Origin of the sequence: Paenibacillus sp. FSL H3-0469, from assembly GCF_038051945.1 — a bacterium.
Taxonomy (GTDB): Bacteria; Bacillota; Bacilli; order Paenibacillales; family Paenibacillaceae; genus Paenibacillus_AQ.
The window spans coordinates 3090710-3107505 of the sequence record NZ_CP150302.1; the positions used below are offsets into that span (position 1 = coordinate 3090710).

The following is a 16796-nucleotide window of genomic DNA, read 5'->3' on the forward strand; positions in this document are numbered from 1 at the left end:
TTATTTGCTCCCGTGGTTGTTCCTGTACTCATCCTCCAGAATCGAATATTGATAGGAGTCCATCCACTTCTCTTTATGATACATATGTCCTCTAATATGCCCTTCGTATGTCATGCCTAGCTTCTGCATCACACGGGCGGAACCGGTATTCCCGGGACGGCAGGTCGCATAGATCCGGTGAAGCTCCAGCTTATGAAAGCCTAAGTCCAGCAGTACAGCGGCAGCCTCAGTAGCATAACCCTGTCCCCAGTACAGCCTATTGTAGCAATAGCCTATCTCTCCCTGCCCTGTTCCGGTAATATGCAGGCCACAGCCGCCGATCAGCCGCCCGTTCTCCTTCAGCACCACCGCATACTCGAAGCCCTGGCGCGGCTCCTCCTGCTGCAATGTCAGCGTATGGCGGATATATTCGCGGGTATCCTCCAGTGAATTCGGCCCCCAGATTGAATGTGTTACTACTGCCGGATCGGACGCATATTCATGTACCTGCCCTACATCTTCCTCTGTGAATTCCCTAATCCACAGCCGTTCTGTCTCAAATTCCATATCTCTGCGGCCTCCCTGCTCTTTCATTTGTCAAATAACCCTCTACCCACCAAATTAGCCGTCACCGGCGGCCGGCCAATCTCCCGTGACCATACGGAGAGCTGGCCGATATGGTGGATCTCATGGGCAATCACGTGCCGCATCACTTCTCCGTAGGGGTGAGGCTCGTGCTCCCCTTCATCTGTAATATCCACCATAATCCGCTCTTCCAGCTCCTCCGACCAGCCATACACAAACGGAGCCAGCTCTGCATGGCAGCGGGCAGAGAAATCCCGCACAAGCTCCAGACTTGCCACTTCCCCGAACGAAGGGATGTCAATGGCTCTCTCCTGAATCCCTCCGCAGATCCAGCCGTATTCAACAGCAACAATGTGATACAACGTGGGCAGGATATACCCGATGCCGCCGGTGCGCGGCTTCATCAGCTCTTCCTTGTCCACCCCGCTGCACCAGCGGAACCAATCCTCGCGCACTTGCCAGTTATACTCAAATAGCTTCTGCATCTGCTGCCTCCTATTCTCCATAAATCTCCTCACTTCATTATTGTGTCACACTTTAACACAAACAGGACAGGCCCGCTACCGCTAATTGCGGCAACCAGCCTGTCCCCTATACTTGTCCTGCATTTATTCAAAAACATACTCGCCTTCACCAACAGTCAGAGTCTGTCCCTTCAGCTGGGGTGAATCGGTCCGAAGAATGACCCGGCTGAACTGGTTCTCCGTGCCCTGCACGAAATTGAAGGTCTGCTGATCTCCTGCCTTAAGACTGTAGCTGCCGTCCACACCATCCGCAGGCCCGCTCACCGGGAGGCCGAACAGCTCACTCCAATGGCTGGCGGCAGCGGCAGGCTCGGAGACACGGAAGACCGCACCCGCCATGTCTACCTTCCCGGCAGGATGGGGCTGATTGATTCTGGCTGCGTTCAGACTGTCCAGCCGCTCCTCATCCGATTGACTCCACTGGATAATGAACGGATAGACCAGTCCCTGAAAATCGCCGTCAATGGTCATCATCCGCCACTCAATTAACCTGCCCTGGTTGTCCAGACGGCGGCCGTCAATGATGGGCGACAGGGCTAATCCCGCAGCCTTCAATTTACCCTCTACTGCCTCAATATCATCTGTGCGCAGCACCACTCTGCTTAATACCTCATGCTCCGGCAGAACGGTAACGGCATCCCGCACAACCACATTATGCTTGGTCGCACGCGCCAGCTCCAGGTTCTCAATCCCGAGGAACTCCAGGTAGGTGAGCCCGAAATAGCTCAAGGCGTTATACGTTCCCCAATCCTTATGCGATCCGCCCCGGAAGGCCGTCAGGCCATGCTCCGCGAAGAGCTTCACCGGCTGGTCCAGATCGTTGACATAGTGCACCAGATGATCCCATTTGAGCAGGGTCATTACTTCTTCACTCCCAGCTCTGTCGTCCGCTTCACAGCCGCCAATACGCTCCGCTGCAATCCGGCCGCGAAGTCACTATTATTCAGCTCGTACAGCCCGTGCATCCCAACCCCGCCAGGCGAGTTGTTGATATCCAGCAGCTGTCTCGGGTGGAGGCCGGTCTGCTGCAGCATCGCTACCGCTCCCAGCATATTCTCCAGCGCCACCTTCCAGGCTTGCTCCCGCGACAGTCCGGCGAGAACTCCGGCATCTGTGAACGACTCAATGAAATAATAGATATAGTTCGGTCCGGCAACGCCGAAGCCGGTGAAGATATCAATGTAGGACTCGTCCAGAACCTGCACCTTGCCGAAGCCGAGCAGGAATGCTTCTACCTGCTCCAGCGAAGCGGCTGCATTCAGGGCTACACCGCTGTATCCGTAACCGGTATCGGTCAAGGTATTCGGAATTACCCGGACAATCGGGCGCTTCGCTCCGAAATAATCTCCGAGCTGGGCAATCGTAACCCCGGCCACAATGGATACAATAACTGCAGACGGTGCAGCATACTCGCGAACCTGTGCTCCAAGTGCAGCCAGATCATCCTGCGGCCGGACAGCAATCACGATCAACTCTGCGCCGGACAGCGCATCTTCCTGCGCGCTCTCCGTGTCTACGTTATATTTGCTTTTTAGTAGCTGAAGCCGTCCTTCATGAATATCCGCTACACTGATCTGTCCGGCAGCCAGCGTGTCGCCTGCCAGACAGGCCCGGATGATCGCTTCCGCCATCTGTCCGCCGCCAATGAAATGAATCTTGCCTTTTGACACTTCCATTCACTCCCTGATTAGATTAGTTATTAGCCCAAGCCTCCGGCAGAATGAACCCGGCATATTTCTCTTGTCCGAGGATGTATTCCTCAAACTCCTTGGATTCATATGCAGCCTTCAGATCCTTGGCCCACTGGGTATCCTGGTCCTTCTTGTTCACCGATACGATGATTCTATGCTGCATAGGCGTATTCTCAATCTTCAGCGCATCTGTAATCTTGCGGTCGGGAGCGTTAGCGATATAATTCCCGTTCACCACACCATAGTCAACATCCTGCAGCGAGACCAGAATCTGCGCCGGGTCCAGCACCTTCAGGTCAATCTTGAACTTGTCCGGCTCCACGCTGTTCACATTGAAGTCCGCTACCCCGGCGCCCTCTTTGATCTTGACCCAACCCAGCTCCTCCAGAATCCGCAGCGCACGCTCCTGATTAACCGGATCGTTCGGAATCGCGACGGTAGTGCCGTCCTTCACATCGTCAAGGGTCGTATGATTAACGGAATACAGCCCCTGCGGAGCGCCTGGAACATAGGCAATCCCCACCATATCGGCACCAATTTCCTTATTGATCGCATCCATATAAGCCGTGCTCTGGAAGATGCTCGCGTCAATCGAGCCTTCCTTCATCGCCGGGTTGACCTGCATATTCTGCGAGAAGGTTTTGATATCTACAGTATACCCTTTTCCTTCCAGGATCGGGAGAATGGATTGCCGGAACTGCTCCTCATACGTGCCTACGCCGAATCCGACTGTGATTTCCTTCTTGTCCCCGGAGCTTGCCGCTTCCTTATTGTTACCGCAAGCCGCCAGCACCGCCATCGAACTAATCAGTAGAATTGCCAGTAATTTTTTCATCACTCTCATCCCCTATCCTAATACTGTGTTTTTAAAATGCACTAATGCCTCGTCTGTAACCGTCAGCGGAATGGCGCAATTGGGCGACAGAATAAACGGCTGACCCTTCATTTTGGACAAAGCTTCCTTCGCCTGCTGTTCAATCTGGTTCAGATCATTTCCGGCAAACAGCCCGTGATCCACTCCGCCCACCTTCGTGGCCTTGAGATCGGCTTCCAGCCCAGGATTGCCTTCGGCTACCGTATCCCAGCTGATCCCGTCAATCCGGTAATCATTGAATTTCACAGGCTGGGCATGAGCACCGCAGGTATGTAAAATATTCTTGCCATAGCTCGCCGCCTCCAGCACGATAGAATCATAGGGTCTGGACAGCTCATCGAACATCGCTTCATCGAATAATCCGGGGTGGGCTGTGCCTGTCACCGCATAGAACAGACCATCTGATCCTGCCTGCCGCAGCTCCTGCACATAATCGGCCAAGGTTAAGGCAATCGCATGCAGGGCATGATGCGCGGCGGCACGATGTTCCTTGAAGAGCGATTCCAGCGTCACCGGCTGCCCGATCCCGAATACGGTCTCCGTAACATAAGCAGAACGTCCTACGATGAACAGCAATACCGTGAGCGGGGAGAAGACCGTCTGAATCAGCGGTGTATCCGGCAAGCCCTGACGAATCTTCCTTACCGCCTCCAGATGCTCCAGCAGCGAAGGGGTTTGCGCGGCTTTTTTCACCTCAAGATCCCAGAGATTCGCGGCAGCCGGAACAGCAGTAGTCAGTTGTCTCGGGAATACCGTCCGGTAATCTGCGAAGTTATACTCATTTCCCCAGGCTTCCGCCAGATAGGTCGCTCTCGGGTTGATTTTGACCCAGTCCCAATTATATTTGTCCGTAAAAGAAATCGTAGACGACGCCAAGTCCTCCGCATTCTGCTCCTTGTCAATAAAGTGGCGCCATCCGCTGATAATCGGCCGGTCGGCAAGTTCCCCGGATAAGATCGCCTGAAAACGCTCCTGCTTGCTCCATACACTCATCTGCCTATCCCCTTTGTCTTGTATTCTCTAGTAACGGCGAATCTTCCGCGCCAAGGTGTTGCCCAAGGACTGAATACCCTGCACCAGAATAATCAGAATAATGACCGTCGCGAACATGACGACCTCGTCAAAACGCTGATACCCGTACACGATTGCCAAGTCGCCGACCCCTCCTCCGCCTACTGCCCCGGCCATTGCCGTAGCCCCGATCAGCCCGATCGTCGCTGTAGTCAGGGAGAGAATTAACGAGCCCACCGCTTCCGGCAGCAGAAAATACCAGATGACCTGCAGCGGAGTTGCGCCCATCGCTTCCGCAGCTTCGAGAATGCCCGGATTCACTTCCAGCAGCGAATTCTCGACCAGCCGTGCGATATAGGGGGCGATATAGATAATCAGCGGAACAATTGCGGCACTGGTCCCAATCGATGTATGAACAATTGCTCTTGTTAGCGGAATAATGGCAAACAGCAGAATAATAAACGGAACCGAACGGATGACATTAATTAAGGGATTCAGTAAGGTATACAGCCACTTGCTCTCCAGGACGCCGCCCGGACGGGTAATGACCAGCAGGATGCCCAGCGGAATACCCAGCAGCGAGCCGATGAATAGCGATACACCCACCATCTGAATCGTTTCAATAATCGCCTTCAGGAATTGCTCACTTGTGATCGATGTCGAGAACATAGGACTTCACCTCCTCTATGCGGACCTCATGCTGCTTCATATAATTCAAGGCTGCTTCCATCTGGGCCGGTTCACCTTGCAGCTGTACGATAATCATGCCGAGCGTCGTCTCTTGAATCTCTGTCGTATTCGCAAACAGAATGTTGACCTTGACCCCGTAGGTACGGATAATCTCGTACAGCACAGGCTCAGAAGCGCTCTCCCCGGCAAAATTCAGCTTATACACCTGGCTCCCCTGCTCAGTCTTCAGCGTTCTGCGGACGCTTGTAGTCATGCTGTTCTGAATAACAGTCTTGACGAAATTCTGTGTCGTCTGATGCTTCGGTGCTCCGAACACATCCAGCACGCTGCCCTGCTCGATAATCCGTCCCTCTTCCATTACGGCTACCTTGTTGCAGATCTCCTGAATCACCGACATCTCATGCGTGATGATCATCACCGTGATGTTGTATTCCGCGTTGATCCGCTTGAGCAGCTGCAGGATGGACTGTGTCGTCTGCGGGTCCAGAGCAGAAGTGGCTTCATCGCACAATAGTATCGAAGGGTTCGAGGCAAGTGCCCGGGCAATCCCGACCCGCTGCTTCTGTCCGCCTGACAGCTCGCTCGGATAGCTTCCAGCCTTATCGCTTAGCCCGACGAATTCGAGCAGCTCCTCTACCCGCTTGCGGATTTCCGCCTTGCTCTTTTTCAGCAGGATGAGTGGAATAGCCACATTGTCGAACACCTTTTTGGACTCCAGCAGATTAAAATGCTGAAAAATCATGCCGATGTTTTTCTTGGCTGCCCGCAGCTCTTTGTCGCTGTACGCACCCAGATCGTACCCGTCCACCAGCACCTGGCCCTCAGACGGACGTTCCAGGTAATTGACCAGGCGGATTAACGTGCTTTTTCCGGCTCCGCTGTAGCCGATGACTCCGAAGATATCGCCCTTTTCCACCTTCAGGCTGATCCCCTTGAGCGCTTCAATCTTCACCTCTTTGCGGGTGAACGTCTTGTACACATTCCGTAGTTCAATCATAGTTGTTCCCCTCAATCATCTGGTAAATTTAGGATTCAGGATTCAAGCCTGCTGCTTCAGCTTCGCCAGCGCCTCTTCTGCCAGGAGAGCGAAATACTTGGCTGCCGGCAGGATGGCCGCCTCATCGACATCGAAGCGGGGATGATGCAGCGCATGGTTCGGGCCGGTGCCGATATTCACAAAAGCACCCGGGAACTGCTGCAAATAATAGGCGAAATCCTCTCCGCCCATCTGCGGCGGAATATCGTGTACCTCATAGCCTGATTGTGCCGCGACCTCTTTGGTGAAGTCTGTCCATGCTCCGTGATTGACCGTAGCGGGCGGGCCGGGATACCAGTGCAGCTTCGCCTCTGCTCCGGCTGCGGCTGCAATCCCTTCTATGATCCGCGTCATTTGGGCTGGGATGCTGCTGCGGATCTCTTCGTTATACGTACGTACTGTACCTTCCAGCTCCACCTTCTCCGGCAGCACATTCCAGGTGAAGCCCCCGTTGATCCGGGTCACACTGAGCACGACCGGCTCCTGCGTGTTATTCAGGCGGCTGACTACGGTTTGCAGCATCGTAATGATCTGCGCGGCGGTCACAATGGTGTCTACCCCTTTCTCCGGTGTAGCTGCGTGAGCGCCAACCCCTTTTACCGTAATCTCAAAGCGGTCAACGCCAGCCGTTAAAGCTCCCGTTCTTGTACCGAACGCCCCGTTAGGCAGATCCGGTGAATTATGTAATCCGAATATCGCGTCAACCCCGCTTAGCCCGCCGGATGCCAGTACATCCTCCGCACCATGCCCCGTCTCTTCTGCCGGCTGGAACAGGATTCTGACCTTGCCCGGCAGTTCATGCTCACGCTGCTTCAGCAGGCTGGCCGCGCCCAGGATCACAGCGGTGTGGAAATCATGGCCGCAGGCATGCATGGCTCCCGGAATCTCTGATGCGAACGGCAGGCCCGTCTGCTCCTCAATCGGCAGGGCATCGATATCGCAACGAATCGCTACAATGCTGCCATCACCTTGTCCCACCTCAGCGATCAGCCCGGTCTTCAGAGGAAGATCCAGCACCCGTATCCCCGCTTCACTCAGCCACCCGCGCAGCTTCTCTGTCGTTCTGAACTCTTCATTACTCAGCTCAGGCTCGCGGTGCAGGTTCCTCCGCACTCCGGTTAGCCGGGCTGCCAGTGCTTCTTCCGTCTCATGCTGTGGTCTCATAGGCTTGTTCTTCCCCCTTCATTACGTATGCTCAATTCCTCTGATCCGCTCCAGTGCAGTCGCAAGGCTGCTTAGGATATGCTCCCGCATTGCCCGCTCCGCCCCCTCTTCATCCCTGGCTATGATTCTCTGCAGAATCACAAGATGCTCCTCATCCGCCTGCGTATTCCAGTCCCCATGTAGCGAGACATAACGGCAATACCGGAGGGAACGGTCTCTTAACTGGTTCAGCACCTTCTCAAAAGTCTTCAGCGCGCTGATCTCCCACAAGTAATCATGGAATTCGAAGCCATAGGATACAACATCCTGCTGATCCCCCATCTGGAAGGATTGCTTCAGCTTCTCCAGAATGAGCGTTAACTGCTGAATATCCTTGATAGTAGCGTTTCTGGCGGCGCTTCTGGCGATATGACCTTCAAGCATGCTGCGGATCTGGAAGATCTCCTCGACCTCCTTAATCGTTAAAGGGGCTACCCGCAGCCTGCCGTTGGGCTGGCGCACCAGGAAATCCTCATTCTCCAGCCGCTGAATCGCTTCCCGTAGCGGAGTCCGGCTGACCCCGAGCAGTGCCGCCAGGCTTTCTTCGTTAACCGCCTGATCCGGCTCCAGCTCGCTATCTATTATTTTTTGCTTAAGTGCATAGTAGGTATTATCCTTCGACAATCTTCGTGAACGCATTTCCATAGATTTCATTGCTCCTCGCTATTCATTTGCGGGTCGCCCGGCTAACTGTATAATTGTATCCATTTATTAAAGATGAGAGATATCCAAGATATTATGAAAGCTTCGGTTGAAAATCTCTCTGTGCCATCAAGCTTTTTTCATACTATAATCCCATTATCCCCACTAGTCAAGTATGTTTTATAGGGGAATCAACATTCGACACTAATTTGACAATTAAAGTCGTATTTTCACAAAAAATAACCCTCCACCACCTATTAGGTGTGAAGGGCTATTCACCTTACTAAAGTTCAAATACTATCTCATCACTTGCCTCACTATTCTTGAAAGGGAAACTGTATTCTTTGAACCTAAATTGAATTCCCGAAATCTCATCAGGTAATGGCGGAGAAATCACGTATTTATAAGCTGCATGATCAGATCTGCTCCCACCATTAATCATTCGGCAATCATATTGGTCATTAATATCTAGTTCGTAATGGCTATGCTGATGAGATTTGGAGTCAATATCCTGCTTATTGTCCCAATCTATATTAAGTGTTAATACACTTGCATTGGTGTATTGCTTCATAGAAGTTAGAGTATAGAACCGGTCACCTATCACGGCTGACTTCAGAATTGCGATGTATTGTCTAAAACCGGCTGGTTCGATCATGGGTTTAAATTGTTTTTCATTCATCATACTTGCGAATAATGAGTTCAGGAAATCTTCATAGAGTTCGAAGGTCTCTGACCATTTAGAAATATACTCAAGCGGAGGAAATCCTGGATTATTATCCGAGACTTCCTTTCTCTTCTTGATCAAAGAGCAAATGTCTTGATCGATATCAATAATTCGTTCATCATAATGCTCTGTTGGGCGTTCAAATGGCATTCGTATCATTGTTACCCTCCTCGCAGATCCATTAATTATTTCATCACCATATTTTAACATATAATGGTTTGAGTCAACATAAAAAACCTCCTAATAAGTACAGTTTGCACCATACAAATTAAGAGGTTTTGAAATCCGCAATCCACGCTTACTTTATCAGTCATTCAGCATTTGCAGGCTTAGCAAGGCTCCGCCGCCGGATTCCCCGCCTCTTCCTTCGTGCGGAATGAGGAACCGCAGCCACACGTAGCGCTGGCGTTGGGGTTGTTGATGGTGAAGCCGCCGGTCATGCCGGATTCCTCGAAGTCGATCGTAAGGCCGTTCAAGTAACGGATGTCGTCTTTGCTGACGACTACCTTCAGACCTTCAACGTCCATGTAGACGTCCTGCTCACTCTCGGTATCGTCGAAGCCCATTGCGTACGAGAATCCGCTGCAGCCCCCGGCGGTGACGCCCAGACGGAGAAACATATCCGGCACTTCCTGCTCCGCAAGCATAGCCTTCAATTGGCCTGCCGCTGTCTCACTTATGCTAATCATAATTACAACCTCCTTAGAATTCACTGTATTGGAATCAAGCAGCCTTCTGGCTGTGTGTAATGAAATCAAAGCCTTGCGCGGGAAAAGAATGAGTATGATGTATATCATTTTCATTGGCTCTTGAAATCAGTATACTCCACTATTCTTCTGCCCTCAAGTCGCAAACTCTCCGCTGATATGCAATTTATACCGGAAGTCCTACGGTTTCTGGCGGTTGCTCCCCCTCAAGTAGAGGTTTATAATAAGAAAAGCGATAACCAAGAGTATTTTCAAAAAAATTCGAAAAATTGTCACGGGGGTTGCAGTTAACCTCTATTTATAATGCCGGCTGTTGCCGGATATTCTCAGGTACACGATTATGCGATGCAACCGCCTCGCCAACCTTCAGGAGGAACTTATATGTCTACCCTAATTACACCCCACACGGATGCCCGGATGGCGAACATCATTGAGAAGGTTCGCGGCGGAGAACGATTGAATTTGGAAGATGGCGTTTATTTATATGAGAGTAACGATCTCTTAACGATCGGACAGCTGGCCAATGAGGTCAATCTGCGAAAGAACGGGAATAAAGTCTATTTTATCGAGAACATGAGTCTATATTTCACCAATGTCTGCGAATCCCGCTGTGCCTTCTGCAATTTCCGCAAGGATGAAGGCGAGGAAGGGGCCTACACCCTCTCCGGCCAGGAGATGGTGGAGTATGTGAAGCAGCATATTCATCCCGGCGTGCGTGAGTTCCATATTGTAGGCGGCCATAATGATAATGTGCCCTTCCAGTACTACGTTGATTCGCTGCGGGCCCTGAACGAGCATTTCCCCGAGGTGACTCTCAAGGCCTATACAGCGGCAGAGATCGATTTCTTCACCCGTATCAGCGGACTCAGTATCCGTGAGGTGCTGGAGCAGCTGCGCGCTGCCGGACTGAAGACCCTTACCGGAGGAGGGGCAGAGATTCTGTCTGACCATTACCGCAAAAAAATGCGCGTCGATAAAGCCAATGTCGAGGAATATCTCGAGGTGCACCGCACCGCCCATCACCTTGGCATGAAGACCCATACCACGATGCTGTACGGGTCGATTGAGTCCCGTGAGGACCGCATCCGCCATATGCTGCAAATTCGTGACCTGCAGGACGAGACCGGCGGCTTCATGGTATTCATTCCGCTGTCCATGCAGCCCAAGAATAAGAATGCCGGCATTATGCGCCGCAACTCCGCGAATGAGGATCTGAAGACCATTGCGGTCAGCCGCCTGATGCTGGACAATTTCGATCATATCAAGGCTTACTTCATTAATATCGGACCCCAGCTGACCCAGGTTGCCCTGAACTTCGGCGCTTCCGATGTGCACGGAACGATCCTGAAGGAACGAATCAGCCATGCTGCCGGCGCGCTGACACCGGAAGGGCTGACCCGCGATGAGCTGATCTGGCTCGTGAAGGGTGCGGGACGGATTCCTGTAGAACGGGATACCTTCTATAACGAGATCAAGGTATACGAATAAGAACAGAACAAGCTTACCTCAGCCAGTGAACGCAGAACGGCCTTGTCCATTACGTACCCGAAAGGAAGATCAGTTCGCATGAGAACCTTACTTGTCCTGGGCGGCGGCTACGGCGGTCTTGCCCTCATTCAGCAGCTGCTGGATCATCATCTCCCTTCTGATGTGGAAATCATTCTGGTGGACCGGATGCCGTATCAGGGGATCAAGACCGAATATTATGCACTGGCCGCAGGCACCGTCACCGATTACCATCTGCGGATTCAATTCCCGGTACACCCCCGCCTGACCGTTCGTTACGGGCAGGTGGGTTCCATTGATCTGGAGAGCAGGCTGGTCCTGCTCGATTCCGGGGAGCCGGTAGCCTATGATATCCTCGCGATTGCCCTGGGCTGTACGGATAATTACCATAACATTCCTGGAGCTGAGGAATACACCTGCAGTATTCAGAGCTTCGCCGGAACCCGCGAAACTTACCGCAGGCTGAACGATGTGAAGCCTTATGGAACCGTCAACATTGTCGGCGGGGGACTCAGCGGCGTAGAGATTGCCTCGGAGCTGCGGGAGAGCCGGCCGGATCTGAATATCTCGCTGATGGACCGGGGAGAACGTATTTTATCTTCTTTTCCGGCCAAGCTGTCCAGGTATGTTGAGGAATGGTTCAGTGAGCATCAGGTGGAGACGATTGGCGGAGTGTCGGTCTCTCATGTCGAAAAGGATGCCATCTTCAATGGCACCCAGGCTATTCCGGCGGATGTTACGGTATGGACTGCCGGCATTCAGCCGGTGAAGGTCGTACAGCAGCTTGAGCTTCCGAAGGACCGCGGAGGCAGGCTCATTGTGGGGGAGTATTACAATATAGCTGAATACCCGGAGGTCTATGTGATCGGGGACTGTGCCAGCCTGCCCTTCGCCCCCAGTGCACAGGCGGCAGGTGCCCAGGGCGAGCAGGTGGGCCAGATTATGCAGGCGCTATGGCGGGGAGAAACCCCGAAGCTGCATAAGATTAAGCTGAAGGGAACCCTCGGTTCACTCGGCAAAAATGCCGGCTTCGGCCTGATGGGCCGCCGCTCTGTCATGGGCCGGGTTCCTCGCCTGCTGAAGAGCGGCGTGCTGTGGATGTCTAAACGCCATTTCGGCTGATGAAGCCCGGCTTGAACCCAGGCGGTTTAGTCAATCTCCAGGTTGTCCCAGGCTTCTGCCTCTTTTATGGCGGCTTCTATGGCCTCTTCCAGAGCAGCAGGGGAATCGGCCTCAATGATCTCCCCGTCCACCATGGCGAACGGCTGGAGATAACACTCTCCGCAGTTGTTCAGACAGCCGTACTCCACTACATCATATTCAGGGTTTTGTTCCAGCTTAAGCTTGAGCGGTTCAGTACCGTGGCCGATGTTGCTGGCACAGAATTCTATAATTGGTCTCATGATGATCTCCCTATTCTGCCTTAACCATTTTATTTTTTAACTTTTTGTACTATAATAAACATACGAAAGGAGTGATTGAGAAATGAGTGAGAATGTACAAAGCGCAACCATGTACGATGAAGTACTGGAAGTCCTTGATAAACTTCGTCCGTTCCTGCAGCGCGATGGCGGTGACGTGGAACTGATTGATGTTGAAGACGGCATCGTTAAGCTGAAGCTTATGGGTGCATGCGGCAGTTGCCCAAGCTCCACGATCACGCTAAAAGCCGGGATCGAACGCGCCCTGATTGAAGAAGTAGAAGGCGTGGAAGAAGTCGTTCAGGTATTCTAATCCCGTTTCATAAACCATCCCGGCCTCCGCTAAGAGGCCGGGATTTTTTTTATTATAGAGGATTTCGTCTGAAGGATCAACCACCTGGCTGTGCAAAAAACCAGAAGCCGCTCCGCCAGCCATTTCTGGCTACCGGGCTGCTTCTGGTCTCATTAGGATTATTCAGCTTACCTAAGCTTAAGCTTAGAATGCTGGAATAATCGCTCCGTCGTATTGCTTTTCGATGAATGCCTTCGCTTCCGGGGAAGTCAGCGCTGCCGCCAGCTTCTGAATGGCATCCGAATCCTTGTTGTCAGGACGGGCTACCAGCAGGTTGGCATACGGGGAATCTCCGCCTTCAATGAACAACGCATCCTTCGTAGGAGACAGCTTGGCATCCAGGGCAAAGTTAGTGTTGATCAGCGCCAGGTCTACTTCATCCAGCTGACGGGGCAGCATGGCTGCATCCAGCTCAATGATATCCAGCTTCTTGGTGTTCTCAGTGATATCCGCTTTGGTAGAGGCAATATTGGTGTCATCCTTCAGCTTGATCAGACCGTTCTTCGCCAGCAGAATCAAGGCGCGGCCTCCGTTCGTTGCATCATTCGGAATCGCAACCTTTGCACCCTCTGCCAATTCGTCTATCGATTTGATTTTCTTGGAATAGGCGCCAAATGGCTCTACATGAACAGCGGTTACAGCTACGAGATCTGTGCCGTTCTTGGTGTTCTGATCATCCAGGTAAGGCTTGTGCTGGAAGAAGTTCGCATCGAGCTGCTTCTCGGCAAGCTGTGTATTCGGCAGGATATAATCCGAGAATTCTTTGATCTCCAGCTTAATGCCTTGGGCTTCAAGCTGCGGGGCAATCGCTTTGAGGATTTCCGCATGCGGTACAGCAGAGGCACCAATCACTAGAGTTACCGGTTCTGCCGCAGGCTCTGTAGTCGCTTCTGCACCAGCGGCTTCCGTAGGTGCCGTTGTCGCAGCAGAATTCGCGGCGTTATTCGCCTTGTTGTTTCCGCAAGCGGCAAGTACCAATACCAAGGTCAGGCTGAATAATGTAAGCAGTACTTTTTTCATCTGTAAATCCCCCTCTAATCCATATGTTTTATTGAATAAGGCTATATGTGGACGTACCTTATTTCCGTGTAAAATGTCTTACCAGCCGGTCGCCAGCCATTTGCAGCAGCTGCACCAGAATGACCATCAGTGCTACCGAGATAATCATAACTTCCTTCTCATAACGGTAATATCCGTAGCGGATGGCCAGGTCACCCAGACCACCGCCGCCGATCATGCCGGACATCGCGGTATACGAGACAAGGGTCACTACAGTAATTGTTACTCCGGCCAGCAGACCCGGACGAGCCTCCGGAAGCAGCACGCGCATAACGATCTGCCCGGTGGACGCTCCCATGCCCTGCGCCGCTTCAATGATTCCCCGGTCAACCTCCCGCAGTGCCGTCTCCACTAGTCTGGCAAAGAAGGGCGCCGCGCCGATCACCAGTGCCGGGATCGTTCCAAGCACACCTATCGAGGTTCCCATAATCGTCTTGCTTAATGGAATCAGGGCAACCATCAGGATGATAAAAGGGACCGACCTTAGGATATTCACAATAAAGGATAATACCGAGTAAACAACCCTGATAATAACGTTATTTGACTTGCCCCATAAATATAACACAATTCCGAGCGGTAAACCAAGGATTATTGTGAATATTCCTGAAATTGCGATCATTTTGAGTGTAGCAATCGTAGCTTCCAGCATCTCTTCCCAATTGATTGTGCTAAAATCCAATCCGCCCATTACGAAATCACCTCCACATCAAGACCCTGCGCTACTAACTCCGTGAGCGTGGCTTCAACCGCATCAGCAAGTCCTTCGAACCGTACAATCAGCTGCCCGTAAGGAACATCCTTAATCGTAGAGATGGTGCCATGGAGAATGGCGAAGTGGACCCCGGTTCCTTGAACCACCTGGGAGAGCGTGGACCCGTAAGTCTTTTGCCCGAGAAAAGTGATTTTGACCGACTTCGTGAAGCCTGAGTGCACAGCATCAATCGCTTGCCGGAGCGGTCCGTCCGACTGGGTCTCACTGCGGATGAATTCCTTGGTGACCTCATGCTTCGGCTTCAGAAAGACCTCGGCCACTTCCCCCTGCTCCACAATACCGCCGCCATGGATCACGGCAACGCGGTCGCAGATGCTCTGAATCACATGCATCTCATGGGTAATCAGCACGATGGTCAGATGGAATTTGCTGTTGATATCCATCAGCAGGCGCAGAATGGAGTCAGTCGTCTGCGGATCAAGCGCCGAGGTCGCCTCATCGCATAACAGAACGTCCGGATCACTCGCCAGCGCCCGGGCGATTCCGACACGCTGCTTCTGTCCGCCGGACAGCTGAGCCGGGTACTTATTCCAGTGCTCCTCCAGCCCGACCAGAGCGAGCAGATCTTTAACCTTTTGTTCAATCTCGTTCCTTCCGGCTCCGATCAGCCGCAGCGGAAAGGCGATATTATCATAGACTGTTGCCGATGAGAGCAGATTGAAATGCTGAAAAATCATCCCGATCTTGCGCCGCTGCTCCTGCAGCTGTCCCTGGCTGAGCGCTGTCAGTTCGACACCGTCCACCCACACCTCGCCCGCAGTCGGGCGCTCCAGCAGATTAATGCAGCGGATCAGCGTGCTTTTACCGGCCCCGGAGTGACCGATCACCCCGAAGATTTCCCCCTTCTTAATCGACAGGCTCAGCGCAGAGAGTGCAGTTGCCTGCTTACTGCCTTTGCCATACACCTTGGTTATATCCTTCAATTCTATCAACCGCTGCGTCCCCCTTCTGTTCTAGCTTCCATCATTGCAATAAAAAGACCCCTTACGATCCATGCAGATCGCAAGAGGCCCTGTGTGTATAATGACAATGCCTTCTCATCTGCCAAATACCCCGAAACCGGCGGCATTGTAGGAATTAGCACCATGACATTTGGATGCAGCGCTTCGCTGTATTCAAACCGGTTGCCGGGCTTCATCGGGCCTATCCCTCCGCCGCTCTCGATAAGATAATAGTATGAGGTTATATATTCCGTATCCTGTCAGAAGCTAATGTATGCTTAAGTATAGTTCAGTTTCGAGTTTTTTGTCAAAGGTAAGTTTTTACGTACGTTCATGTCCGGATTTCAGGCCGGGGGCCGCTTTATTCTTGTGCCATTGTTCATTCCCGTACCTGTATGCTGCGGCCAGGGCTTGGCATACCATTTCCAGACTCTGCTTCAAATCCTCCAGATGGCTGTCCAGATCCTCCAGACGGATTTTGTCATGCAGCCCCTGGTGGCGCTGCCAGAGATCATCGGTCATCTCCGCGTTCATGTAATGGATCTCGGCATTACGCCGCTTGCGCAGATTCTCCACCGGCTCCCGGTAGGAATTCCTGATCCGCTCCAGTTCGTCCGCAAGCGGATGATGCGGGTGCAGCAGCTGAAATTGCCTCAGCACCGTAAAATAGGAGAAATGCGTCTTCACCTTGCCTGTATTGAGATTGTACAGATTATTCAGCACCGTACCCAGCTTGTCCAGCAGTGAGAAGACACGGATGAAGCCATCCTTGTAGAAATACACATATCTGGCGTACTCCCCCTGCTCGGTGGACGACATATCATCCATATAACCGGCAATCACTGACTTCCGGAAAAAGGCGGCTGCGAACCAGCTCTGCTCCAGCTCATCCAGAGAGGAGATCAGGCCCCGTGTCCAGATTTCCAGCTTGCGGTATTCATGGTCATGGTCTTCATGTGCCGCCATCTCCTTGCGCAGCATGGAGGCAGCCTTCGCCATGGACTCCATAGCTTCAGCCAGCACACCGCTGTTCACGCGGGGCGGCTCTCCCAGTAATGTCCGCAGCATCTTTGACCCTC

Annotated in this window: 20 protein-coding genes and 1 riboswitch; of the genes, 3 read left to right on the forward strand and 17 right to left on the reverse strand. The window is 52.4% G+C overall.

All coding sequences use genetic code 11. The annotated features are described in order from the left end of the window. The 12 genes from NSS83_RS13350 to NSS83_RS13405 all read right to left on the reverse strand — a co-directional run bounded on the left by NSS83_RS13350 (position 1) and on the right by NSS83_RS13405 (position 9648). A complete protein-coding gene (locus NSS83_RS13350) occupies positions 1-546 on the reverse strand; it encodes a GNAT family N-acetyltransferase (RefSeq protein WP_341184087.1) in 546 nt (181 codons plus the stop codon). Positions 547-569: 23 nt separating this feature from the next. After that, on the reverse strand, positions 570-1049 hold the full coding sequence (locus NSS83_RS13355; protein ID WP_341348401.1) for a DinB family protein: 480 nt from the start codon (positions 1047-1049) through the stop codon (positions 570-572). A 123-nt stretch (positions 1050-1172) separates the two neighbouring features. Next, complete coding sequence (locus tag NSS83_RS13360) at positions 1173-1949, reverse strand: VOC family protein (RefSeq protein WP_341184086.1); 777 nt, start codon at positions 1947-1949, stop codon at positions 1173-1175. Next, complete coding sequence (locus NSS83_RS13365; protein WP_341348402.1) at positions 1949-2758, reverse strand: pyrroline-5-carboxylate reductase; 810 nt, start codon at positions 2756-2758, stop codon at positions 1949-1951. Before NSS83_RS13365 ends, NSS83_RS13360 begins: the two co-directional genes overlap by 1 nt. 22 nt (positions 2759-2780) lie before the next feature. After that, positions 2781-3614 (reverse strand): MetQ/NlpA family ABC transporter substrate-binding protein, encoded by an 834-nt coding sequence (locus NSS83_RS13370; protein ID WP_341184084.1) that lies wholly within the window; start codon positions 3612-3614, stop codon positions 2781-2783. 12 nt (positions 3615-3626) lie between these two features. Then, positions 3627-4646 (reverse strand): uroporphyrinogen decarboxylase family protein, encoded by a 1020-nt coding sequence (locus NSS83_RS13375; RefSeq protein ID WP_341184083.1) that lies wholly within the window; start codon positions 4644-4646, stop codon positions 3627-3629. A gap of 27 nt (positions 4647-4673) precedes the next feature. Next, entirely contained in the window at positions 4674-5333 is a 660-nt protein-coding gene (locus NSS83_RS13380) for a methionine ABC transporter permease (protein WP_076081622.1), read from the reverse strand. Continuing rightward, positions 5308-6351 (reverse strand): methionine ABC transporter ATP-binding protein, encoded by a 1044-nt coding sequence (locus NSS83_RS13385; protein ID WP_341348403.1) that lies wholly within the window; start codon positions 6349-6351, stop codon positions 5308-5310. The genes NSS83_RS13380 and NSS83_RS13385 overlap by 26 nt, the downstream gene beginning before the upstream one ends. 42 nt (positions 6352-6393) lie before the next feature. Further along, positions 6394-7554 (reverse strand): amidohydrolase, encoded by a 1161-nt coding sequence (locus NSS83_RS13390; protein ID WP_341348404.1) that lies wholly within the window; start codon positions 7552-7554, stop codon positions 6394-6396. 21 nt (positions 7555-7575) lie between these two features. Then, a complete protein-coding gene (locus NSS83_RS13395) occupies positions 7576-8238 on the reverse strand; it encodes a GntR family transcriptional regulator (RefSeq protein WP_076161480.1) in 663 nt (220 codons plus the stop codon). 280 nt (positions 8239-8518) lie between these two features. Further along, positions 8519-9118: a hypothetical protein gene (locus tag NSS83_RS13400; RefSeq protein WP_341348405.1), complete on the reverse strand. Its 600-nt coding sequence runs from the start codon at positions 9116-9118 to the stop codon at positions 8519-8521. Positions 9119-9288: 170 nt separating this feature from the next. Beyond that, a complete protein-coding gene (locus NSS83_RS13405) occupies positions 9289-9648 on the reverse strand; it encodes an iron-sulfur cluster assembly accessory protein (RefSeq protein WP_341016897.1) in 360 nt (119 codons plus the stop codon). A 399-nt stretch (positions 9649-10047) separates the two neighbouring features. Here NSS83_RS13405 and mqnE point away from each other — a divergent pair, with 399 nt between their 5' ends. Continuing rightward, positions 10048-11154 (forward strand): aminofutalosine synthase MqnE, encoded by a 1107-nt coding sequence (mqnE, locus tag NSS83_RS13410; RefSeq protein WP_341348406.1) that lies wholly within the window; start codon positions 10048-10050, stop codon positions 11152-11154. A gap of 78 nt (positions 11155-11232) precedes the next feature. Next, positions 11233-12294, forward strand: coding sequence for an NAD(P)/FAD-dependent oxidoreductase (locus NSS83_RS13415; protein ID WP_341348407.1), 1062 nt, complete (start codon positions 11233-11235; stop codon positions 12292-12294). Positions 12295-12320: 26 nt separating this feature from the next. On the opposite strand, the gene NSS83_RS13420 is transcribed toward NSS83_RS13415, so the two are convergent. Then, entirely contained in the window at positions 12321-12575 is a 255-nt protein-coding gene (locus NSS83_RS13420; protein ID WP_341184078.1) for a YuzB family protein, read from the reverse strand. A gap of 82 nt (positions 12576-12657) precedes the next feature. Here NSS83_RS13420 and NSS83_RS13425 point away from each other — a divergent pair, with 82 nt between their 5' ends. Further along, positions 12658-12906, forward strand: coding sequence for a NifU family protein (locus tag NSS83_RS13425; RefSeq protein WP_036701687.1), 249 nt, complete (start codon positions 12658-12660; stop codon positions 12904-12906). A 183-nt stretch (positions 12907-13089) separates the two neighbouring features. Here the strand turns inward: NSS83_RS13425 and NSS83_RS13430 are convergent, their stop codons facing one another. The 4 genes from NSS83_RS13430 to NSS83_RS13445 all read right to left on the reverse strand — a co-directional run bounded on the left by NSS83_RS13430 (position 13090) and on the right by NSS83_RS13445 (position 16785). Next, on the reverse strand, positions 13090-13965 hold the full coding sequence (locus NSS83_RS13430; RefSeq protein ID WP_341184077.1) for a MetQ/NlpA family ABC transporter substrate-binding protein: 876 nt from the start codon (positions 13963-13965) through the stop codon (positions 13090-13092). A gap of 58 nt (positions 13966-14023) precedes the next feature. Next, positions 14024-14692: a methionine ABC transporter permease gene (locus NSS83_RS13435; protein ID WP_341184076.1), complete on the reverse strand. Its 669-nt coding sequence runs from the start codon at positions 14690-14692 to the stop codon at positions 14024-14026. Next, entirely contained in the window at positions 14692-15708 is a 1017-nt protein-coding gene (locus NSS83_RS13440; RefSeq protein WP_341184075.1) for a methionine ABC transporter ATP-binding protein, read from the reverse strand. The genes NSS83_RS13435 and NSS83_RS13440 overlap by 1 nt, the downstream gene beginning before the upstream one ends. 102 nt (positions 15709-15810) lie before the next feature. Beyond that, a riboswitch (SAM riboswitch) is annotated at positions 15811-15946 on the reverse strand. Between the two features lie 92 nt (positions 15947-16038). Beyond that, positions 16039-16785 (reverse strand): Cthe_2314 family HEPN domain-containing protein, encoded by a 747-nt coding sequence (locus NSS83_RS13445; RefSeq protein ID WP_341348408.1) that lies wholly within the window; start codon positions 16783-16785, stop codon positions 16039-16041. Positions 16786-16796 lie beyond the last annotated feature (11 nt).

Excerpts from the sequence above, each read along its gene's own strand:
- NSS83_RS13350 (WP_341184087.1), bottom strand. The coding sequence starts at position 546 with ATGGAATTTGAGACAGAACGGCTGTGGATTAGGGAATTCACAGAGGAA.
- NSS83_RS13355 (WP_341348401.1), bottom strand. The coding sequence starts at position 1,049 with ATGCAGAAGCTATTTGAGTATAACTGGCAAGTGCGCGAGGATTGGTTC.
- NSS83_RS13360 (WP_341184086.1), bottom strand. The coding sequence starts at position 1,949 with ATGACCCTGCTCAAATGGGATCATCTGGTGCACTATGTCAACGATCTG.
- NSS83_RS13370 (WP_341184084.1), bottom strand. The coding sequence starts at position 3,614 with ATGAAAAAATTACTGGCAATTCTACTGATTAGTTCGATGGCGGTGCTG.
- NSS83_RS13375 (WP_341184083.1), bottom strand. The coding sequence starts at position 4,646 with ATGAGTGTATGGAGCAAGCAGGAGCGTTTTCAGGCGATCTTATCCGGG.
- NSS83_RS13380 (WP_076081622.1), bottom strand. The coding sequence starts at position 5,333 with ATGTTCTCGACATCGATCACAAGTGAGCAATTCCTGAAGGCGATTATT.
- NSS83_RS13385 (WP_341348403.1), bottom strand. The coding sequence starts at position 6,351 with ATGATTGAACTACGGAATGTGTACAAGACGTTCACCCGCAAAGAGGTG.
- NSS83_RS13390 (WP_341348404.1), bottom strand. The coding sequence starts at position 7,554 with ATGAGACCACAGCATGAGACGGAAGAAGCACTGGCAGCCCGGCTAACC.
- NSS83_RS13395 (WP_076161480.1), bottom strand. The coding sequence starts at position 8,238 with ATGGAAATGCGTTCACGAAGATTGTCGAAGGATAATACCTACTATGCA.
- NSS83_RS13400 (WP_341348405.1), bottom strand. The coding sequence starts at position 9,118 with ATGATACGAATGCCATTTGAACGCCCAACAGAGCATTATGATGAACGA.
- NSS83_RS13405 (WP_341016897.1), bottom strand. The coding sequence starts at position 9,648 with ATGATTAGCATAAGTGAGACAGCGGCAGGCCAATTGAAGGCTATGCTT.
- mqnE (WP_341348406.1), top strand. The coding sequence starts at position 10,048 with ATGTCTACCCTAATTACACCCCACACGGATGCCCGGATGGCGAACATC.
- NSS83_RS13415 (WP_341348407.1), top strand. The coding sequence starts at position 11,233 with ATGAGAACCTTACTTGTCCTGGGCGGCGGCTACGGCGGTCTTGCCCTC.
- NSS83_RS13420 (WP_341184078.1), bottom strand. The coding sequence starts at position 12,575 with ATGAGACCAATTATAGAATTCTGTGCCAGCAACATCGGCCACGGTACT.
- NSS83_RS13425 (WP_036701687.1), top strand. The coding sequence starts at position 12,658 with ATGAGTGAGAATGTACAAAGCGCAACCATGTACGATGAAGTACTGGAA.
- NSS83_RS13430 (WP_341184077.1), bottom strand. The coding sequence starts at position 13,965 with ATGAAAAAAGTACTGCTTACATTATTCAGCCTGACCTTGGTATTGGTA.
- NSS83_RS13435 (WP_341184076.1), bottom strand. The coding sequence starts at position 14,692 with ATGGGCGGATTGGATTTTAGCACAATCAATTGGGAAGAGATGCTGGAA.
- NSS83_RS13445 (WP_341348408.1), bottom strand. The coding sequence starts at position 16,785 with ATGCTGCGGACATTACTGGGAGAGCCGCCCCGCGTGAACAGCGGTGTG.